Origin of the sequence: Nonomuraea corallina, from assembly GCF_027620315.1 — a bacterium.
GTDB classification, from domain to species: domain Bacteria; phylum Actinomycetota; class Actinomycetes; order Streptosporangiales; family Streptosporangiaceae; genus Nonomuraea; species Nonomuraea corallina.
The window spans coordinates 12,460-31,360 of sequence record NZ_JAPNNL010000080.1 but is presented as its reverse complement, the minus strand read 5'-3'; the positions used below and the strand labels follow the sequence as shown (position 1 = coordinate 31,360).

Here is an 18,901-nt window from a genome sequence, read left to right as displayed (position 1 = left end):
TCGTTTCGTACCTTTACTTTACCAGATCCGGATGATCCTTGTCAAACCACCCGATTCCGGTAGAATCCGGACGCCCCTTCCGAGGCAACCCTGCTAACTTACCCGAACTTTTCGCCTGTGTCCAATCACGCGCATGGACCCAGACCGGAAGCCCGGACTCGTCGCTAGGGGTGTCGGGGCGAGAACCGCCCCGCGCAGGAAACTGTAGCAGCCTGCGGACGGTTGGAAGGCCCGTTCCTGGTAACGAATGGACCTTCCCTCGTCCGCACGGCTCAAACCTTCAGAGCGGCAAGCTGTGCTTCAAGGCGTGCGATGTCGGCCGCGGCCTGGTCGGCGCGGGCCCGCACCTTGGTCACGACCTCGGCGGGGGCCTTGGCCATGAACTGCTCGTTGCCCAGCTTGCCGGCGGCCTGGGCGGCCTCCTTGCGCGCGGCCGCGAGGTCCTTCTCCAGGCGCTTGCGCTCGGCCTCCACGTCGATGGCGCCTGCCGTGTCGATCTCCACGGTCACGTCGCCGACGGTGAGGCGGGCCGTCGCCGAGAAGGTCTCCGCCGGCTCGGTGAGGCGCAGCAGCGCGCGGATGGCCCGCTCCTGACCCTCCACCGAGCTGCCCGCCAGGCCCAGCCTGGCCGCCACCTTCTGGCCCGGCTTGAGCCCCTGGTCGGAGCGGAACCTCCGGACCTCCGTGACGACCTCCTGCAGGGCCGCGATCTCCGCCTCCGCCCCCGGGTCACGGTAGCGGGGATCGGCCTTGGGCCAGGCGGCGACGACGATGGACTCGGCGCCGGTCAGGGCGCGCCACAACTCCTCGCTGACGAACGGCACCAGCGGGTGGAGCAGGCGCAGCAGGGCGTCGAGCACCTGACCCAGCACCAGCCGGGTGTGGTCGAGTCCCTCACCCAGCTGGATCTTGGCCAGTTCCAGGTACCAGTCGCAGACCTCGTCCCAGGCGAAGTGGTAGAGCAGCTCGGAGGCCTTGGCGAACTCGTAGCCGTCCAGAGCCGCGTCTGCCGCCGTGATGACGCTCTGCAGCCGGGAGAGGATCCACCGGTCGGCGGCCGTGAGGTCGGCGCCGTCGAGGGAGCCCACGGCGGCGCCGTTCATCAGCGCGAACCGGGTCGCGTTCCAGATCTTGTTGCAGAAGTTGCGTGAGCCCGCCGCCCACTCCTCGCTGATGGCCACGTCGGCACCGGGGTTGGCGCCGCGCAGCAGCGTGAAGCGGGTGGCGTCCGCGCCGAAGCGCTCGATCCAGTCGAGCGGGTCGACGACGTTGCCGAACGACTTCGACATCTTCTTGCCGTACTGGTCGCGGACCATGCCGTGCAGGGCGACGACGCGGAACGGCGGCTCGCCGTCCATCGCGTACAGGCCGAACATCATCATCCGGGCGACCCAGAAGAACAGGATGTCGTAGCCCGTCACCAGGACGGAGGTCGGGTAGAAGCGCTCCAGCTCGGGCGTGCGCTCGGGCCAGCCCAGGGTGGAGAACGGCCACAGCCCGGAGGAGAACCACGTGTCGAGCACGTCGGGGTCCTGGACGTATCCCTCCGGCGGCGTCTCGTCGGGACCGACGCAGACGACCTCGCCGTTGGGGCCGTACCAGACCGGGATGCGGTGGCCCCACCAGAGCTGGCGGGAGATGCACCAGTCGTGCATGTCGTCCACCCAGTCGAAGTAGCGCTTGGCCATCTCCGGCGGGTGGATGCTGGTGCGGCCGTCGCGGACCGCGTCGCCGGCCGCCTTGGCGAGCGGGCCCACGTTCACGAACCACTGCAGCGACAGCCGCGGCTCGACGACGGTCTTGCAGCGCGAGCAGTGGCCGACCGAGTGGAGGTACGGGCGCTTCTCCTCGACGATGAGACCCTCGGCGCGCAGCGCGGCCACCACGGCCGGGCGCGCCTCGAACCGGTCGAGCCCTTCGAACGGGCCGTGCGCGGTGATGACGCCGCGCTCGTCCATGACCGTCATGGACGGCAGCGAGTGGCGCCGGCCGATCTCGAAGTCGTTGGGGTCGTGGGCCGGGGTCACCTTGACGGCGCCGGTGCCGAACGCCGGGTCGACGTGCTCGTCGGCCACGACCGGGATGCGGCGGCCGGTCAGCGGCAGCTCGACGGTGGTGCCGATGAGGTGCGCGTAACGCTCGTCGGAGGGGTGGACGGCCACGGCGGTGTCGCCGAGCATGGTCTCGGCCCGGGTGGTGGCCACCACGATCTCGTCGGAGTAGCGGATCGAGACGAGCTCGCCCTCGTCCTCGCTGTGCTCGACCTCGATGTCGGACAGCGCGGTGAGGCAGCGCGGGCACCAGTTGATGATGCGCTCGGCGCGGTAGACGAGCCCGTCGTCGTAGAGCTTCTTGAACATGGTGAGGACGGCCCGCGACAGGCCCTCGTCCATGGTGAAGCGCTCGCGCGCCCAGTCGACGCCGTCGCCGAGCTTGCGCATCTGGCCGAGGATCTTGCCGCCGGACTCTTCCTTCCACTCCCAGACGCGCTCGACGAACGCCTCGCGGCCCAGGTCGTGGCGGGACCTGCCCTGCTTGGCGAGCTCCCGCTCGACGACGTTCTGGGTGGCGATGCCGGCGTGGTCCATGCCGGGCAGCCAGAGCGTCTCGTGGCCCAGCATCCGGGCGCGGCGGGTCAGGGCGTCCTGGATCGAGTGGTCGAGCGCGTGACCGATGTGGAGCGAGCCGGTCACGTTGGGCGGCGGCAGGACGATGGTGTAAGGCGTGCGCGAGCTGCCCGGGTCGGCGTGGAAATAGCCCTCGGCTACCCACCGCTCGTAGCTGCGGGTCTCGACGTCGGCCGGGGTGTACTGGGTGGGCAGCTCTGGCGTTGTCACGGTGACCAATTCTAGGGAGACGGGAAAGGGAAACGCCCCATGGAGGGTGTCCACGGGGCGCTGGCCTTGCCGGAGAGGCTCAGGCCGACTTCTCTCGTGGAGTCCGCTGCTGCTTGGCGGCGAGCTGGTCTCGGGGTACGAGAGTCGGGATCGCGTGTTCGAGCACGGACTCGCGGGTGATGACGACGCGGGCCACGTCCTGCCGGGAGGGCACCTCGTACATCACGGACAGGAGCACCTCCTCCAGGATCGCGCGCAGGCCGCGGGCGCCGGTGCCGCGCAGGATGGCCTGGTCGGCGATGGCCTCCAGGGCGTCGTCGGTGAACTCCAGCTCCACGCCGTCGAGCTCGAACAGCTTGCGGTACTGCTTGACGAGCGCGTTGCGCGGCTCGGTGAGGATCTGGATGAGGGCCTCACGGTCGAGGTTGTGCACCGAGGTGATGACCGGCAGGCGGCCGACGAACTCGGGGATCATGCCGAACTTCAGCAGGTCCTCGGGCATCACGTCGGCGAAGATGTCGGCGGTGTCGACCTCTTCCTTCGACCGGATGATGGCGTTGAAGCCGATGCCCTTCTTGCCGATCCGCGACTCGATGATCTTTTCGAGGCCGGCGAACGCGCCACCGCAGATGAACAGCACGTTGGTGGTGTCGATCTGGATGAACTCCTGGTGCGGATGCTTGCGGCCGCCCTGCGGCGGCACCGAGGCCGTGGTGCCTTCGAGGATCTTCAGCAGCGCCTGCTGGACGCCCTCGCCGGAGACGTCGCGCGTGATCGACGGGTTTTCGCTCTTACGGGCGATCTTGTCGACCTCGTCGATGTAGATGATGCCGGTCTCGGCCTTCTTGACGTCGTAGTCGGCGGCCTGGATGAGCTTGAGCAGGATGTTCTCGACATCCTCGCCGACGTAGCCGGCCTCGGTGAGGGCCGTCGCGTCGGCGATGGCGAAGGGCACGTTGAGCATCTTCGCCAGGGTCTGCGCGAGCAACGTCTTGCCCGAGCCCGTCGGGCCGAGCAGCAGGATGTTGCTCTTGGACAGCTCAAGACCGTCGTCTCTGCCCCGGTCACCGGACTGCACCCGCTTGTAGTGGTTGTAGACCGCCACCGAGAGCGCCTTCTTCGCCTTGTCCTGACCGATGACGTAGGCGTCGAGGAACTCGAAGATCTCCCTCGGCTTGGGCAGGTTGTCCCACTTGAGCTCGGAGGACTCGGAGAGCTCCTCCTCGATGATCTCGTTGCAGAGATCGATGCACTCATCGCAGATGTAGACGCCTGGACCGGCGATGAGCTTCTTGACTTGCTTCTGGCTCTTTCCACAGAACGAGCACTTCAGCAGGTCTCCCCCGTCGCCGATGCGTGCCACCCCAGATACTCCTTTGCGTGGGACCGCCCTGCTCTCCGCGATCCGTATCCTCCGGACCCGGTCCGAACCGCTCAGGTTTCGACGTTACCGTCTTCTGGGCCCTCAGTGAGCCCCCTAGCGGCGAGTCGCACCGGAACGTGCCCTCTTGGGCAGCGCTCCGGTGCCTCACGTCTCGTCTAGGAAGCGACGGGCTGAGCTCGCTTCTTCCTGGACGGGATAATGTCATCGATCAGACCATACGCCTTCGCCTCGTCGGCGTTGAGAATTTTGTCGCGTTCGATGTCCTTCCGGACCTCGGCGGCGGACCGTCCGGCATGCCGCGCCACGATCTCCTCGAGGAGCGAGCGCATGCGGAGGATCTCCCTGGCCTGGATCTCGATGTCGCTGCCCTGGCCGCCGCCCTCGGTGGACGGCTGGTGGATCAGCATCCGCGCGTTGGGCAGCGCGAACCGCTTGCCCGGGGTGCCGCCGGCCAGCAGCACGGCCGCGGCCGAGGCGGCCTGGCCGAGGCAGACGGTCTGGATCTCGGGCCGGACGAACTGCATCGTGTCGTAGATCGCCGTCATGGCCGTGAACGACCCGCCGGGCGAGTTGATGTAGATGCTGATGTCACGGTCGGGATCGAGCGACTCCAGCGTCAGCAGCTGGGCCATCACGTCGTTGGCCGAGGCGTCGTCGATCTGCACTCCGAGGAAGATGATGCGGTCCTCGAAGAGCTTGTTGTACGGGTTCATCTCCTTCACGCCGTAGGACGTGCGTTCGACGAAGGAGGGGAGAACGTAGCGGCTTTCGATGTTCAACTTTCAGCTCCCCTAGGAGACCGGGCCCTGCGAGGGCACCTGCCGAGCGCTGCGCACGACGTGGTCGATGAAGCCGTAGTCCTTGGCCTCGTCGGCCGTGAACCAGCGGTCGCGATCGGAGTCGCGCTCGATGACCTCCAGCGGCTGCCCCGTGTGGACGGCGATACGCTCGGCCAGCGTCTTCTTCACGTAGAGCATCTGCTCGGCCTGGATGGCGATGTCCGCCGCGGTGCCGCCGATGCCGCCGGAAGGCTGGTGCATCATGACGCGGGCGTGCGGCAGCGCGTAGCGCTTGCCCCTGGCGCCCGCCGACAGCAGGAACTGCCCCATCGAGGCGGCCATGCCCATGACGACCGTGGAGACGTCGTTGGGCACGTATTCCATCATGTCGTAGATCGCCATGCCGGCGCTGACCGAGCCGCCCGGCGAGTTGATGTAGAGAGTGATGTCGCGATCCGGGTCGTCGGCGGCCAGGAGCAGCAGCTCGGCGCAGATCCGGTTGGCGATCTCGTCGTTGACCTCCTGGCCGAGCACGATGATCCGCTCACGCAGCAGGCGCTGGTAAAGCTGGTCCTCAAGCCGGAAGGCCGAGCCGTTTTCACGGCCTCGCGACTCAGGCTGGAAGAAGGTCGGCGGGCTGCTCACAGCTTCACCTTCCGATGCGTCGTAATCGATGGGCTTTGCTTGTGACCCTAACGCGCGCCGCCCACAGGTCATGCCCGGTCCACGGGCTGTTCGCTGACGGCGCATGCCTCCAGGCATGGTCGAAGCCCCCGGCAGGCCCGCTGCGTTCGGGCCGGACGGGGGCTCCGGACGGTGACGGGGCGTGGTTACGCCTCGGCCTTCCGCTCTTCGGCCTCCTCGGCCGGCTCCTCGGTGACCTCTTCACCGTTGATCTCGGTGTAGATGGCCTTGAGGTCGACCTCGGCGCCCTCGGTGTCGACGACCTTGGCGGCGTCGCCGAGAACGGCCTTGGCCTTGTCGCGGACGATCTCGACCATGGCCAGCGTCAGCTGGTCGTTGTCGGCGAGGTGCTGGGCCAGCTGGTTGGGCTGGACGCCCATCTCCATGGCCCGGCGGACCACGAAGCTGGTCAGCTCCTGCTCGCTGACGCCGAGTTCCTCGGCCTTGACGATCTTGTCGAGCACGAAGCCGACCTTGATGGCGCGGGCCGAGGCGGTCTCGAACTCGGCGAAGCGCTCCTCCTCCGTCGTCTGGTAGAGACGGAAGTAGGCGTCGCGGCTCAGGCCGCTCTCGGCGACCTGGTGCTCCAGGTTGTGCTTGCGGGCGTCGATCTCGGCCTTGAGCGCGCTCTCCGGGATCGGGATGTCGATCTTCTCCAGGAGGGCTTCGAGCGCCTTGTCGCGGGCCTGCACGACCTGGTCGATGAGCTTGGTGCGGCGGACCTGCTCGCGGATGCTCTCCTTGAGCTCGTCGAGCGTGTCGAACTCGCTGGCGAGCTGCGCGAACTCGTCGTCGAGCTCCGGCAGCACCTTCTCCTTGACCGACTTGACGGTGATGATGACGTCGGCCTCGTCGCCGGCGTTCTCGCCGCCGACGAGCTCGGTGCGGAAGCTCTTCTCCTCGCCCGCGGACATGCCCACGAGCGCGTCGTCGAGGCCCTGGAGCACGGAGCCGGCGCCGACCTCGTAGGAGACCTCGCTGGCCTGCTGCTCCTCGATGTTCTGGCCGTCGATCTCGGCCCGCAGGTCCATCACGACGTAGTCGCCGGTGGCGGCCGCGCGCTCGACGCCGGTCAGCGTCGCGAACCGCTGGCGCAGCGCGTCGAGCTGGGCGTCGATGTCGGCGTCGGTGACCTCGGCGGAGTCGACGGTGATCTCGGTGCCCTGGTAGTCGGGCACGTCGAAGGTGGGACGGACGTCGACCTCGGCGGTGAACTCGATCTGCTCACCGTCGTCGATCTTCGTGACCTCGATGTCCGGCTGGCTGACCGGGAACACGTCGACCTCGTCGACGGCCTGGCCGTAGAGCTTGGGCACCGCGTCGTTGAGGGTCTCCTCCAGCACGACCGCGCGGCCGAAGCGCTGCTCGATGATGCGCGCAGGGACCTTGCCAGGGCGGAACCCGGGGACCCGCACCTGCTGCGCGACCTTCTTGTATGCCGCATCCATGCTCGGGCGCAGCTCGTCGAACGGCACCTCGACAGTGAGCTTCACCCGGGTCGGGCTGAGCTCCTCGACAGCGGTCTTCACGGGGTGGTCTCCTTGATCAAGCTTCGAGTGATCGCGGGCGCGTCCATTCGGTACGGCTCGCGCGCCGCGCCCACATAATCGGCGTTGGGGCACGCTCCGCAACGGCGGCATCCAAGCGCCACGGTCAGTCTAGGGCAGACCTGGCTAGTCTCAGAACTCATCCGCGATGGTGCGCAGCAGCTCCACCGTCTCGTCCGGCGTGGTGCTGACGGCGCACAGCCGCTCCATGACCTCGCTGTAGCGGTCGACGTCCTCGCGCTTGTCCAGGTAGAGGGCGCTGGCGAGCTGCTCGACGTAGACGACGTCGGGCAGGTCGTTGTCCGGGAAGCGCAGGATGGCGAACGCGCCGCCCTCGGCGCTGTGACCGCCGAAGCTGAACGGCATGACCTGGATCGTGATGCTCGGCTGGCGCATCAGGTCGATCAGATGCTCGATCTGCGCGCGCATGACCTCGGCGCCGCCGATGGGCCGGCGCAGGGCGGCCTCGTCGATGACCGCCCAGAAGATCGGGCCGTCGGGCTTGTCGAACAGCCGCTGGCGTTCGAGCCGCAGGTCGACGCGCCGGGAGATCTCGTCGGGGCTGAGCCCCGCCGAGCCGGCGGTGACCACCGCGCGCGCGTACTCCTTGGTCTGCAGCAGGCCAGGGACGAACTGGACCTCGTACGTCCTGATCCGGGTGGCGGCCTCCTCAAGGCCGACGTACGCCTGGAACCAGGTGGGCAGGATGTCGTTGAACCGGTGCCACCAGCCGGGCTCGTTGGCGGTGGCCACCAGGTCGAGCACGGCGCCGCGCGCCTCGTCGTCGGTCACCCCGTAGAGGGTCAGCAGATCGGCGACGTCACGCTCCTTGAAGCCGACCCGGCCGAGCTCCATACGGCTGATCTTGGATTCGGAGCCTCTGATGAGGTGCCCCGCCTCCTCGCGGGAGACGCCCTTGCTCTCCCTGAGCTTGCGGAGTTGAGATCCCAGAAGGATGCGCAGCGCCGTAGGGCCGGAACCCGGCTGGTTCTGCGTCACTCTGCCTCCTATCAAGGTCCGCACCACACAGTGACACCACATCGCCGGGTATGACAAGGTCCCAGCCTGGTGTGCGAGGCGGACACGGCGCCCGGATGACCGCAGCCCTTCGTGCCTTGCACATGCACGTGCATTCGGGTCTTGCAGCGACACCCCGTCGTGACCCATGATGGCTTAGTGCATTTTGGGCTAAACATGCACTAACCATGATGGGAAACCGGGAGGTAGTGGCGGGATGGTGGAGGACCCTCTGGCCACTGCCGGCTGCCTCCAGATCACCCGTGAGGTGGGCTTCGATCAGTTGCTCACCTCGGCCAAGCCCTACACCACGGCGTGCCCGCTGCCTTTCCAGGCCGACTCGGTCAAAACGGCCAGAGACGTCACCCGCTCCACCCTCGCCCGCTGGGGCCTGTCCGAGCTGGGCGACGACGCCGCCCTCGTGGTCTCCGAACTCGTCACGAACGCCGTACGGTACGGCACGTACGCGCGAGGCAGGCGCGAGATCACCCTGCTGCTGATGCGGGTGGCCCCGCACGTGCTGCTGGCAGTCGCCGACCCCAGCGACGACGTGCCGCGCCCCAAGGAGCCCGACTTCATCTCCGAGAACGGCCGCGGGCTCTACATCGTGGAGACGTACAGCCAGTGCTGGGGCTGGGACCCGCTGACGCGCGGCGGCAAGGCCGTCTGGGCGCTCTTCCGCGCCGACTCCTGACTCTCCCGCGCGTCTCAGGACCCGCGGCGGTCCAGGAAGAACCAGGCGCCCAGGCAGAGCAGCGCCATCACGCAGAAGAACGCCACCAGCCCCCGCCCGTCGAAGACGAAGGCGGCCAGCACGAACACCGCGGCTGCGCCGGCGGCCAAGGAGGAAGTGCGTATCACACGGGCATTCTGCCGCACGCGGCGAACCGTACGCGTCCGGCCTGTGACCCGGACGACGGCCGGAGGTGACGCCACCGGCGGGAGGCAGGGCACGTGATGCGAACTTTTCGGGCTGGCCGGCACCATCACCTACCTCAGCAGCGCGCCCTCGGGCTTCGGCGAACAACTGGTCCTCTACAGGAACGCCGGATCCGCCCAGGCCGCCTTCCGTAAGCTCCGGGCCGACCTGGCCAGGTGCTCGAAGCCGGCAGTGGTGAAGCGCGACCGGTTCGGCTACGTGGGCAAGCCATTGCGCCTCGGGGACGAGGCTCTGTCGGTGACGGGTCACGACTACGACGCGGCCGGCAGGCGCCTGTCCCCGACCGACGACCTGGCGGTGGTCGGCCGTCGAGGCGCCGCCCTGTTCCTCTACACCAGCAATGCCATGGGCCGAGGAGCGAAGAAGAAGATCACCCGTCAGGCCGGGACGATGGCGAAGAAGGTCTGCGGCCTTCCCGGAGTGTGCGGCGAGCGGACCGGGCGAGAGTGAAGGCTGCGGACGGAACGGAGACCGCTCTCCGAGCGGCCCGCGGACAGGCCACTCCCCATCAGGGTGAGTGGCTTCGTGCTGGTCGGGGCGACAGGATTTGAACCTGCGACTTCTTGCTCCCAAAGCAAGCGCGCTGCCAAGCTGCGCCACGCCCCGCCGCGCCGGGTACGCGCGCGCTCCGGGACTCCGGTACGCTTACGCCCTGACGACCGGATGCAGTCTAGACCAGACTTCGACCGGTTCGCGCGGACGTAGCTCAATGGTAGAGCCCTAGTCTTCCAAACTAGCTACGCGGGTTCGATTCCCGTCGTCCGCTCCATCAGCGAAGGCCCAGGCCAGGGAGACGATCCCGACCTGGGCCTCGTTCGTACCAGCCTCGTTCCCGTACGGAGGTCGCGCGGGCCTCGGGGTGCGGCTCGTAGGCTCGGGGGATGCGGGTACGACCGATCTCCGTCGAGGCGCTGGCCGAGGAGCTCGCCAGCAGGATCGCCGGCCGGCCGCCGGGGGCGTGGGTGCGGGTGGTGGTCGACGGGGCGGAGGCGGCCCGGCCGGGTGAGCTGGCCGATCGGCTGGTGGCGCCGCTGCGGGTTCGCGGCCGGGAGGTGCTGCGGGTGTCCGCCGGCGACTTCCTGCGTCCGGCGTCGCTGCGGCTGGAGTTCGGGCGGACGGATCCGGACGTGTTCTACGACGAGTGGCTCGACACCGGGGCGCTGCTGCGGGAGGTGCTGGAGCCGCTGGGTCCTGGGCGGTCGGGGAAGGTGCTGCCCGCGCTGTGGGACAGCGGGGCCGACCGGGCCTACCGGGTGCCGTACCGGACGCTGCCGGCGGGCGGGGTGCTGCTGCTCGACGGCACGCTGCTGCTGGGCCGGGGGCTGCCGGTCGAGCTGGCCGTGCACGTGTGGCTCTCGCCGGGCGCGCTGGAGCGCCGCACGCCCGAGGAGGAGCGCTGGCGGTTGCCGGCGTACGAGCGGTACGAGCGCGAGGTCCGGCCGCAGGAGGTCGCCGACGTGGTGGTGAGGGCGGATCATCCGGACCGGCTCGCGGTGAAGGTCGCGTACTGAGCGGATCGCGGGTAGGTGTCCGGTCATGAGGGATTATGGGCGTCCGCTGGAGTTCGGTTACTTCCTGGTGCCGAACGTGGATGATCCGCTGGTGGAGTACGCGCGGCTGGTCGACCGGCTGGGGCTGGAGCTGATCGGCGTGCAGGATCACCCCTATCAGCGGCGTTACGTGGAGACGTGGACGCTGCTGAGCGTGATCGCCACCGCCACCGAGCGGGTGCGGGTGTTCCCTGACGTGGCGAGCCTGCCGATGCGCCGGCCGGCGGTGCTGGCCAAGGCGGCGGCCAGTCTCGACCTGCTCAGCGGCGGCCGGGTGGAGCTGGGGCTGGGCGCCGGGACGTTCTGGGACGCGATCGAGGCGTACGGGGAGACGCGGCGCACGCCGGGGCAGGCGATCGGCGCGCTGGAGGAGGCCGTGGCGGTCGTCAGGGAGATCTGGAGCGGCGAGCGCAACCGGCGCTTCGACGGCGAGCACTACCGGCTGGCGGGCGCGCAGGCCGGGCCCAGGCCGGCGCACCCGATGGAGATCTGGCTGGGCGTCGGCGGGCCGCGGGCGCTGGCGCTCACCGGCAGGGTGGCCGACGGCTGGCTGCCGTCCTCGTCGTGGGCGCCGCCCGAGCGGCTGCCGGAGTTGCAGGCGCGGGTCGACGAGGCGGCGGAGAAGGCCGGGCGGCGGCCGCAGGACGTGCGCAGGCTCTACAACGTCAACGGCACCATCACCGACGGTCCGAGCGAGGGCTTCCTCAAGGGGCCGGCCGGGCAGTGGGTGGACGAGCTGACGGACCTGGCGGTGGGGTACGGGATGGACACGTTCATCCTGTGGCCGGAGGGCGACCAGCGGGAGCAACTGGCCAGGTTCGCCGAGGAGGTCGTGCCGGAGGTGCGCCGCCAGGTGGCGGCCGAGCGCGGCGTCTGACGGTGCTGGATTCCGCACCGGCGGCGGGAGCAGACTGGAGCAATGATCCCGAGCAACTGGTACAACATCGTTCCCGATCTGCCCGTCCCGCCGCCTCCGCCGCTGCACCCGGCGACGAGGGAGCCGATCGGTCCCGATGACCTGGCGCCGCTGTTCCCGATGGAGCTCATCCGTCAGGAGGTCAGCCAGGAGCGGTTCGTCCCCATCCCGCAGGAGGTGCTGGACGTCTACCGGCTGTGGCGGCCGACCCCGCTGATGCGCGCCCGGAACCTGGAGAAGTCGCTGGGCACCCCGGCGCGCATCTACTACAAGTACGAGGGCGTCTCCCCGGCCGGTTCCCACAAGCCGAACACCGCCGTCCCGCAGGCGTACTACAACGCCCGGGAGGGCGTGCGCCGGCTCACCACCGAGACGGGCGCCGGGCAGTGGGGCAGCTCGCTGGCCTTCGCCTGCGCCCAGTTCGGCCTGGAGTGCGAGATCTGGATGGTCCGCGCCTCCTATGACCAGAAGCCGTACCGTTCGGCGCTGATGCGCGTCTACGGGGCGAGCGTGCACGCGAGCCCGTCGTCCGTGACGCAGTCGGGCAGCAAGGTGCTGGCCGAGCACCCGGACTCCCCCGGCAGCCTGGGCATCGCGATCAGTGAGGCGGTGGAGGCCGCCGCGTCGGCGGACAACACCCGGTACGCGCTCGGGTCCGTGCTCAACCATGTGCTCATGCACCAGACGGTGATCGGCGAGGAGGCGTTGGCGCAGCTGGAGGAGATGCCGGACGTCATCGTCGGTTGCACCGGCGGCGGCTCGAACTTCGCGGGCCTGGTCTTCCCGTTCCTGCGCCTGAAGCTGGCCGGGGAGATCGACCCGGTCATCAGGGCCGTCGAGCCGGCCGCGTGCCCGTCGTTCACCCGGGGCCGCTACGCCTACGACTTCGGCGACACGGCGGGGCTGACCCCGCTGATGAAGATGCACACCCTGGGCCACGACTTCGTGCCGGACCCGATCCACGCGGGCGGGCTGCGCTATCACGGCATGTCGCCGCTGCTGTCGCACATGTACGAGCTGGGCATGTTCGAGGCGGTCACCCGGTCGCAGACGGAGTGCTTCGAGGCGGGGGTGCGCTTCGCCAGGACCGAGGGCATCCTGCCCGCCCCCGAGCCGACGCACGCGCTGGCCGAGACGATCGCGGAGGCGCTGCGCTGCAAGGAGAGCGGGGAGGAGAAGGTGATCCTGACCGCGCTGTGCGGGCACGGCCACTTCGACCTGGCCGCCTACGAGCGCTACCTGTCGGGCGAGATGGAGGACTTCACACTGCCGCAGGAGCGCATCGACGAGGCGCTGAGCGGCCTGCCGGCGTGACGAGGGCCCGCCGCCCGCGGCGCGGGCGGCGGGGGCAGGGCCTTCCACCAACCTCACAATCCCCAACATATTCGTGTCATAATTTGGTGGAATCTGTTGGAAGGAGCGGGGGCGTGCTCGCACAGCAGCGCCAGCAGGCGATCCTCGAACGCGTGCGCAGCAAGGGCGGGGTCCGGGTGGCCGACCTCGTGCGCGAGCTCGGCGTCTCCGACATGACCATCCGCCGGGACCTGGAGGTGCTCGCCGAGCGCGGGCTGCTGGAGAAGGTCCACGGCGGCGCGACCGCCATCGGCCCCGGTTCCACCGAGGAGCCGGGCTTCACCGCCAAGTCGGCCCGCCAGCAGCAGGAGAAAGAGGCCATCGCGCGCCGCGCCGCCCGGCTCGTGCGCCCCGGCACCGCGGTGGCCCTGTCCGCCGGCACCACCACGTGGGCGCTGGCCCATCATCTCATCGGCGTGCCCGAGCTGACCGTGATCACCAATTCGGTCCCCGTCGCCGACGTCTTCCACCGCAATCCCCGCGCCGACCGCACGGTCGTGCTCACCGGCGGCGTGCGAACCCCCTCCGACGCGCTCGTCGGCCCCGTCGCGGTGGCGGCGATCCGGCGCCTGCACGTCGACACGCTCTTCCTGGGCGTGCACGGAATGAGCGTGCGCGCCGGGTTCACCACGCCCAACCTGCTGGAGTCCGAGACGGACCGCGAGCTCATCGGCGCCGCGCACCGGCTCGTGGTGCCGGCCGACCACACCAAGTGGAACACCGTCGGCATCAGCACCATCACCGAGCTGTCAGAGGCTGACGTGGTCATCAGCGACGCGGGGCTGCCGGAGGAGGCGCGCAGGGAGCTGGCCGACAGGGCCGGGGAGTTGATCATCGCGGAGGGGGCGGCGTGAAGCGCACCATCACCCATCTGGCCGACGGCCGGGAGCTCATCTACTTCGACCGGGGCGACGGGGCCGACCGCGGCGCCGTCGACCGGCGGCCGCTCGACCCGCGGCCGGTGGCGTCGGAGCTGCGCTACGACCCGCTCACCGAGGAGTGGATCGCGATGGCGGGCCACCGGCAGACCCGGACGTTCCTGCCGCCCGCCGACGAGTGCCCGCTCTGCCCGTCGTCCGAGACGCGGGCGTCGGAGATCCCGGCGTACGACTACGACGTGGTCGTGTTCGAGAACCGCTTCCCCTCCTTCTCCGGAAATCTTGGGACATATCAGGATGTCGGGGGGTTGAGCGAGGTCCGGCCGGGCGTGGGGCGGTGCGAGGTGATGTGTTTCACCTCGCAGCACGACTCCTCGTTCTCCCAGCTCTCCGACGAGCAGGTGGAGCTGGTGATGGAGGCCTGGGCCGACCGTACGGCCGAGCTGTCCGCCGTGGAGGGCGTGGAGCAGGTCTTCTGCTTCGAGAACCGGGGCGAGGAGATCGGCATCACGCTGTTCCACCCCCATGGGCAGATCTACGCGTACCCGTACGTGACGCCCCGCACGCGGCTGCAGCTCGACGCGGCCCGCCGCTACGCCGAGCGGCGGCCGGGACGCAACCTCTTCGCCGACGTGCTGGCGGCCGAGCGGGAGGCCGGGGTCCGGGTGGTCGCGGCCAACGAGCTGTGGACGGCGTTCGTGCCGGCGGCCGCGCGCTGGCCCTTCGAGGTGCACCTCTACCCGCACCGGCAGGCGGCCGACCTGGCCGCGCTCACCGGGGCCGAGCGGGCCGCCTTCGCGCCGCTCTACACCTCGGTGCTGCGGGCCCTGGACGAGCTGTTCGGAGTGCCGATGCCGTACATCTCGGCCTGGCACCAGGCGCCGGTCCGGCAGGACCGCGAGCTGGGCTACCTGCATCTGGAGCTGTTCAGCATCCGGCGGGCGCCCGGGAAGCTGAAGTACCTGGCAGGGTCGGAGTCCGCCATGGGCGCGTTCGTCAACGACGTGCTCCCGGAGGAGGCGGCACTCATGCTTCGATCACAAGTAGATCACTAAGAGATTTCCGTTTGACTCGCATTACTCGTGATCTACCATTAATATGCCTTCGAGCACGGCCGTAACGCCGTGTGAACGCCTAATCCCGGGCGAGCGCCCGGGAGCCGGGGACCCAACGCACTTGGGGTGAATCCACTTCGGTGGTAGGGCAACGCTCCCGTGCCCGAACCCGTCAGCTAACTCGGCAGGCAGAGGGAGAGGACCCAGTACGTGGCGGCAGCGTCCCCCGCGCACCAAGCCATCGGTTTCGTCACCGCCGCGGCGGTGGCCTTCGCTCCAGTCCTGACCACGCTGACGCTGGCCTCGCTCACGGCCGCGCCCGCGGCGGCGGACCCCAAGCCGACGGAGCAGGAGCTGCGCAAGGAGTTGAAGCAGCTCAACGCGAAGGTCGACGGCCTGATCGAGCGCTACAACCTCAAGCGCGTCGAGCTGGCCGACGCCCGCAAGGCCGCCGAGGACGCCGAGAAGCGGCTGGTCACGGCCGAGGCGGAGCTGTCGGAGGCCGAGCAGCGGGTCGCCGAGCTGGCCCTGCTGCAGTACCAGAACGGCGGCATGCAGCTGCCCGCCCTGCTGACGCTGCCGGACGGCCGCGGCGCGGCCCTGCTGGAGCAGCTCACGGCCGAGCAGCAGGCGCTGGTCGACAAGGTGGCCGGGGCCCGCGACGAGAAGAAGAAGGCGGTCGACGACGCCGCCAAGCTGGCCGCGAAGATCGAGGCCGACGCCGCCGACGTGGTGGACCAGCGTGAGGAGGCCGAGGGGGTCATCAAGGACATCCAGAAGAAGCTGGAGGACCTGGTGCCGTTCGCCACCGGCCGCCGTTCCGACGGCAGCTGGGCGCCGCAGCTCCCGTCGGGCTCCGACAACATCACGCCGCGTACCCGCCTGATGAAGACGGAGATCGCGAAGAACTTCGCGCTGCCGTTCAGCGTCGGCTGCTTCCGCGGCGGATCGAGCGGTGAGCATCCGCTGGGACGAGCCTGCGACTTCATGATGAGCACGGGCGGCTCGATGCCGACGGCCACCAACGCGACGCTGGGCGACCGCATCGCCGAGTGGGCCATCGCGAACCGCGCCAAGCTGGGCGTGAAGTACGTGATCTGGAAGCAGCGCATCAACCACGGCTCGGGCTGGAGCGGCATGTCCAACCGCGGCAGCATCACCGAGAACCACTTCGACCACGTCCACATCTCGATGCACTGAGAAGGGGACGAGCGGGACGGCCCGGTTCAGGTTTGTCCGGGCGTGCGCGGGACGAGCAGGCCTCGGTGGAACGCCTCCGTGACGGCGGCGGCGCGGTCCCCCACGCCGAGCTTGGCGTAGATGTTCAGCAGGTGGCTCTTGACCGTGGCCTCGGTGATGAACAGCCGGGCGGCGGCCTCACGGTTGGTGTTGCCGGCCGCCACGAGTTCGAGGACCTCCTGCTCCCGCGGGCTGAGCAACTGCGGCGCGGGTGTCCTGACCCGGTTCAGCAGCCGCGCCGCCACCGAGGGGGACAGCACGCTCTCGCCCCTGGCGGCGGCCCGCGCGCCTCGCAGCAGCTCCTCCCGGGGTGAGTCCTTGAGCAGGTAGCCGGTGGCTCCCGCCTCGATCGCCGGCAGGACGTGGGTGTCGGTGTCGTACGTCGTCAGCACCAGCACGCGCGCGGTCACGCCGAGCCTGGCCAGCTCGGTGATCGCGGTCAGCCCGTCCATGCCGGGCATGCGCAGGTCCATCAGGATCACGTCGGGCCGGAGCTCCTGGGCGAGGCGTACGGCCGTGGCGCCGTCGGCGGCCTCGCCCAGCACCTCGAACCCGGGAGCGGAGGCGAACATGCTGCTCAGCCCGTCCCTGACGATGGGATGGTCGTCCGCGATCACCAAGCGGATCGGGGTGTCGGTCATGCGTGGCTCCCGGGCGGCGGAGTGGGAAGGCAGGCGGAGATCCCGGTGCCGGCGCCCGGCTCGGATTCGATCCGCAGGGTGCCGGACAGTCCTTCGACGCGCTGACGCATGATGGTCAAGCCTAAGCCGCCGCCGGTCGTGGCCGGCCCGGTGCCGGGAGCCGCCGGGTCGAAGCCCTTGCCGTCGTCGCGTACGTCCAGCGCGACCTCGTGCTCCAGGTAGGACAGCGTCACCCCGACCCTGGTCGCGTGCGCGTGCCTGGCCACGTTCGCCAGGGCCTCCTGCGCCGTGCGCAGCAGCGCGAACTCGGCCTCCGGCGTCATCGGCCGCACCGTGCCGGTCGTCGTGACCCGGACGGGGAGCCCGTGCAGCTTCGACCACCGGCCGGCGACGTCGGCGAGCGCGTCGCTCAGACGCGCGGTCCGCAGCGGCTCGGGCCGCAGCGCGTCGACCGAGCGCCGCGCCTCGGCCAGGCTCTCCCTGGCCAGGTTCGTGACGGCGTCGAAGGGCCGGCGCCACGGCGCCGGGACCTCGTGCGTCTGCTCGGCCGCCTGGAGTTGCGCGATGATGCCGGTGAGCCCCTGCGCCAGCGTGTCATGGATCTCGCGGGCCATCCGCCGGCGTTCGTCGAGCACTCCCGCCTCCCTGGCCTGGGCGAGCAGTTGGGCGTGCAGCCCGGCGTTGTCGGCGAGCGACGCCTGCAGCAGCCGGTTCGTCCGGTTCAGCTCGCCGAGGAGCTGCTCGCGGCGTTCCTCCTCCCGCTCGGCGAGCCACAGGGCCCAGGCGCACGCGCACATCAGGGCGAGGTTGAAGACGACGATGATCACGTGCATGCTCACGCCGAGTGCGTCCGTCCTGGGGATGCCGGACGCCTGCGCCGTACCGGCGAGGACCGCCGCGCCGGCCACCCCCAGCAGCCGCCACGGCCAGGGCAGGGCCGTGAAGGAGTAGATGTAGGCGGCGGGGGTGAAGAGCCCGAAGACGGGGTGGCGGGCGACCAGGACCCCGGTGATCACCAGTAGTCCCGCGACGAACACCGCCATGATCCGCGGCCGGTCCCGCCAGCCGGGACGCAGGCCGTACATGCCGAGCATCCACCCGGCGGCCAGGGCGCACAGGCCGAGGTCGAGAAGCGGGGAGGCGCCCGCCCAGTCCTCCGCGATCAGCAGGATCGCGACGGCGAGCGCCAGCAGCGCGTACGGCACCACGTTGACCAGGACGAACGGCGGCTGCTGCGAGATCCTCCAGCTCACGGCTCTCTCCCCGCGGGATTCCATGCCCGTGTCCTTCCTCGCGTCTATTCCCAGCGGAACCAGCGGACGGCGACGAACGCGCTCACCACCGCGTAGGCCGCCAGGGTCAGCAGCGGCCCGGCCGACGGGAAGTGACCCTGGTAGGCGTCCTGGAACGCCCCCATGCCCGCGCCGAGCGGGGTGTAGGGGGCGATGTCCCGCAGCAGCGGCGGCATCTGGGAGATCGGCACCCAGAGTCCGGCGAAGAACATCATCGGGAAGAACAGCACCGTGCCGATCGCCGTGGCCGGGCCCCGGCCGGGCGCGACAGCGGCGATCAGCAGGCCGATCGCGAGCAGCGCGGCCGCCGCGAGCAGCCACGCGAGGACGAAGCCGAGAGGGTGCCGCGGCAGGTCGACGCCGAAACCGGCCCCGGCCACCGCGAGGAACAGGACCATCGCGATGACCGCGATGGCGAAGTTCGCCACGAGCTGGCCGGCGAGCACTCGGGCCGGGCCGACCGGCGTGGTCCGCATGCGCCGCAGCACGCCGGTCTCGCGGTATCCCGCGAGCGTGACCGGCAGGGAGGCCGTGGCCAGGACGGCCAGGTTGAACAGGATGAGCACCGGGACGTAGAGGTCGAAGTACGTCAGGCCGCCGCCGTTCTCCACCTGCTCCCGCAGATCGGGGACGCTGCCGAGGATGATCAACAGGAGCAGCGGGAAGCCGATCCCCCACAAGGGACCGACCTTGTCCCGGACGGACAACGTGCTCTCGGCCTTGATGAGCCGCCACGTCGCGGAACCGAGGGGCGCGGCGGTGGGCAGGACTGTCATGGGTACGAGGTCC

18 protein-coding genes, 2 tRNA genes and 1 riboswitch are annotated in these 18,901 nt (G+C 69.8%); of the genes, 9 read left to right on the top strand and 11 right to left on the bottom strand.

The window, feature by feature from the left end; all coding sequences use genetic code 11:
* Positions 1–272: 272 nt before the first annotated feature.
* The 6 genes from OUY22_RS20225 to OUY22_RS20200 form a co-directional block, all read right to left on the bottom strand.
* Positions 273–2,837: a valine--tRNA ligase gene (locus OUY22_RS20225; RefSeq protein ID WP_333486746.1), complete on the bottom strand. Its 2,565-nt coding sequence runs from the start codon at positions 2,835–2,837 to the stop codon at positions 273–275.
* Between the two features lie 79 nt (positions 2,838–2,916).
* On the bottom strand, positions 2,917–4,200 hold the full coding sequence (clpX, locus tag OUY22_RS20220) for an ATP-dependent Clp protease ATP-binding subunit ClpX (RefSeq protein WP_270156608.1): 1,284 nt from the start codon (positions 4,198–4,200) through the stop codon (positions 2,917–2,919).
* Between the two features lie 176 nt (positions 4,201–4,376).
* The gene (locus OUY22_RS20215) at positions 4,377–5,000 is read right to left on the bottom strand and encodes an ATP-dependent Clp protease proteolytic subunit (RefSeq protein WP_270156607.1); all 624 of its coding nucleotides are present in this window, start codon (positions 4,998–5,000) and stop codon (positions 4,377–4,379) included.
* 12 nt (positions 5,001–5,012) lie between these two features.
* Complete coding sequence (locus OUY22_RS20210) at positions 5,013–5,645, bottom strand: ClpP family protease (protein WP_270156606.1); 633 nt, start codon at positions 5,643–5,645, stop codon at positions 5,013–5,015.
* A 185-nt stretch (positions 5,646–5,830) separates the two neighbouring features.
* On the bottom strand, positions 5,831–7,213 hold the full coding sequence (tig, locus tag OUY22_RS20205) for a trigger factor (protein WP_270156605.1): 1,383 nt from the start codon (positions 7,211–7,213) through the stop codon (positions 5,831–5,833).
* A 150-nt stretch (positions 7,214–7,363) separates the two neighbouring features.
* Positions 7,364–8,230 (bottom strand): helix-turn-helix domain-containing protein, encoded by an 867-nt coding sequence (locus tag OUY22_RS20200; RefSeq protein ID WP_270156604.1) that lies wholly within the window; start codon positions 8,228–8,230, stop codon positions 7,364–7,366.
* Between the two features lie 235 nt (positions 8,231–8,465).
* Here OUY22_RS20200 and OUY22_RS20195 point away from each other — a divergent pair, with 235 nt between their 5' ends.
* Positions 8,466–8,942, top strand: coding sequence for an ATP-binding protein (locus tag OUY22_RS20195; protein WP_270156603.1), 477 nt, complete (start codon positions 8,466–8,468; stop codon positions 8,940–8,942).
* A gap of 14 nt (positions 8,943–8,956) precedes the next feature.
* Here OUY22_RS20195 and OUY22_RS20190 read toward each other — a convergent pair whose 3' ends face one another.
* Complete coding sequence (locus OUY22_RS20190; RefSeq protein WP_270156602.1) at positions 8,957–9,109, bottom strand: hypothetical protein; 153 nt, start codon at positions 9,107–9,109, stop codon at positions 8,957–8,959.
* A 250-nt stretch (positions 9,110–9,359) separates the two neighbouring features.
* On the opposite strand from OUY22_RS20190, the gene OUY22_RS20185 reads away from it, so the two are divergent.
* Positions 9,360–9,638 (top strand): hypothetical protein, encoded by a 279-nt coding sequence (locus tag OUY22_RS20185; RefSeq protein ID WP_270156601.1) that lies wholly within the window; start codon positions 9,360–9,362, stop codon positions 9,636–9,638.
* Between the two features lie 79 nt (positions 9,639–9,717).
* On the opposite strand, the gene OUY22_RS20180 is transcribed toward OUY22_RS20185, so the two are convergent.
* Positions 9,718–9,794, bottom strand: a tRNA-Pro gene (locus tag OUY22_RS20180).
* A gap of 89 nt (positions 9,795–9,883) precedes the next feature.
* Between OUY22_RS20180 and OUY22_RS20175 the strand changes: the two genes are divergently transcribed.
* The 7 genes from OUY22_RS20175 to OUY22_RS20145 all read left to right on the top strand — a co-directional run bounded on the left by OUY22_RS20175 (position 9,884) and on the right by OUY22_RS20145 (position 16,140).
* Positions 9,884–9,957: transfer RNA gene (locus OUY22_RS20175), tRNA-Gly, on the top strand.
* Positions 9,958–10,069: 112 nt separating this feature from the next.
* Positions 10,070–10,699: a nucleoside/nucleotide kinase family protein gene (locus OUY22_RS20170; RefSeq protein ID WP_270156600.1), complete on the top strand. Its 630-nt coding sequence runs from the start codon at positions 10,070–10,072 to the stop codon at positions 10,697–10,699.
* Positions 10,700–10,724: 25 nt separating this feature from the next.
* Complete coding sequence (locus tag OUY22_RS20165) at positions 10,725–11,615, top strand: LLM class flavin-dependent oxidoreductase (RefSeq protein WP_270156599.1); 891 nt, start codon at positions 10,725–10,727, stop codon at positions 11,613–11,615.
* 42 nt (positions 11,616–11,657) lie between these two features.
* Positions 11,658–12,968, top strand: coding sequence for a TrpB-like pyridoxal phosphate-dependent enzyme (locus OUY22_RS20160; protein WP_270156598.1), 1,311 nt, complete (start codon positions 11,658–11,660; stop codon positions 12,966–12,968).
* Between the two features lie 113 nt (positions 12,969–13,081).
* The gene (locus tag OUY22_RS20155) at positions 13,082–13,861 is read left to right on the top strand and encodes a DeoR/GlpR family DNA-binding transcription regulator (protein ID WP_270156597.1); all 780 of its coding nucleotides are present in this window, start codon (positions 13,082–13,084) and stop codon (positions 13,859–13,861) included.
* Positions 13,858–14,940: a galactose-1-phosphate uridylyltransferase gene (gene galT / locus OUY22_RS20150; protein WP_270156595.1), complete on the top strand. Its 1,083-nt coding sequence runs from the start codon at positions 13,858–13,860 to the stop codon at positions 14,938–14,940. Before OUY22_RS20155 ends, galT begins: the two co-directional genes overlap by 4 nt.
* A gap of 66 nt (positions 14,941–15,006) precedes the next feature.
* Positions 15,007–15,145, top strand: a riboswitch (cyclic di-AMP (ydaO/yuaA leader).
* Between the two features lie 5 nt (positions 15,146–15,150).
* Positions 15,151–16,140, top strand: coding sequence for a coiled-coil domain-containing protein (locus tag OUY22_RS20145; protein WP_270156594.1), 990 nt, complete (start codon positions 15,151–15,153; stop codon positions 16,138–16,140).
* Between the two features lie 26 nt (positions 16,141–16,166).
* Here the strand turns inward: OUY22_RS20145 and OUY22_RS20140 are convergent, their stop codons facing one another.
* The 3 genes from OUY22_RS20140 to OUY22_RS20130 are packed head-to-tail and all read right to left on the bottom strand — an operon-like array spanning position 16,167 to position 18,888.
* On the bottom strand, positions 16,167–16,820 hold the full coding sequence (locus OUY22_RS20140) for a response regulator (RefSeq protein WP_270156593.1): 654 nt from the start codon (positions 16,818–16,820) through the stop codon (positions 16,167–16,169).
* Entirely contained in the window at positions 16,817–18,073 is a 1,257-nt protein-coding gene (locus OUY22_RS20135; RefSeq protein WP_270156592.1) for a sensor histidine kinase, read from the bottom strand. Before OUY22_RS20135 ends, OUY22_RS20140 begins: the two co-directional genes overlap by 4 nt.
* Before the next feature lie 44 nt (positions 18,074–18,117).
* The gene (locus OUY22_RS20130; RefSeq protein ID WP_270156591.1) at positions 18,118–18,888 is read right to left on the bottom strand and encodes an ABC transporter permease; all 771 of its coding nucleotides are present in this window, start codon (positions 18,886–18,888) and stop codon (positions 18,118–18,120) included.
* Between the last annotated feature and the right edge of the window lie 13 nt (positions 18,889–18,901).

Excerpts from the sequence above, each read along its gene's own strand:
- OUY22_RS20195 (WP_270156603.1), top strand. The coding sequence starts at position 8,466 with ATGGTGGAGGACCCTCTGGCCACTGCCGGCTGCCTCCAGATCACCCGT.
- OUY22_RS20170 (WP_270156600.1), top strand. The coding sequence starts at position 10,070 with ATGCGGGTACGACCGATCTCCGTCGAGGCGCTGGCCGAGGAGCTCGCC.
- OUY22_RS20165 (WP_270156599.1), top strand. The coding sequence starts at position 10,725 with ATGAGGGATTATGGGCGTCCGCTGGAGTTCGGTTACTTCCTGGTGCCG.
- OUY22_RS20160 (WP_270156598.1), top strand. The coding sequence starts at position 11,658 with ATGATCCCGAGCAACTGGTACAACATCGTTCCCGATCTGCCCGTCCCG.
- OUY22_RS20140 (WP_270156593.1), bottom strand. The coding sequence starts at position 16,820 with ATGACCGACACCCCGATCCGCTTGGTGATCGCGGACGACCATCCCATC.
- OUY22_RS20130 (WP_270156591.1), bottom strand. The coding sequence starts at position 18,888 with ATGACAGTCCTGCCCACCGCCGCGCCCCTCGGTTCCGCGACGTGGCGG.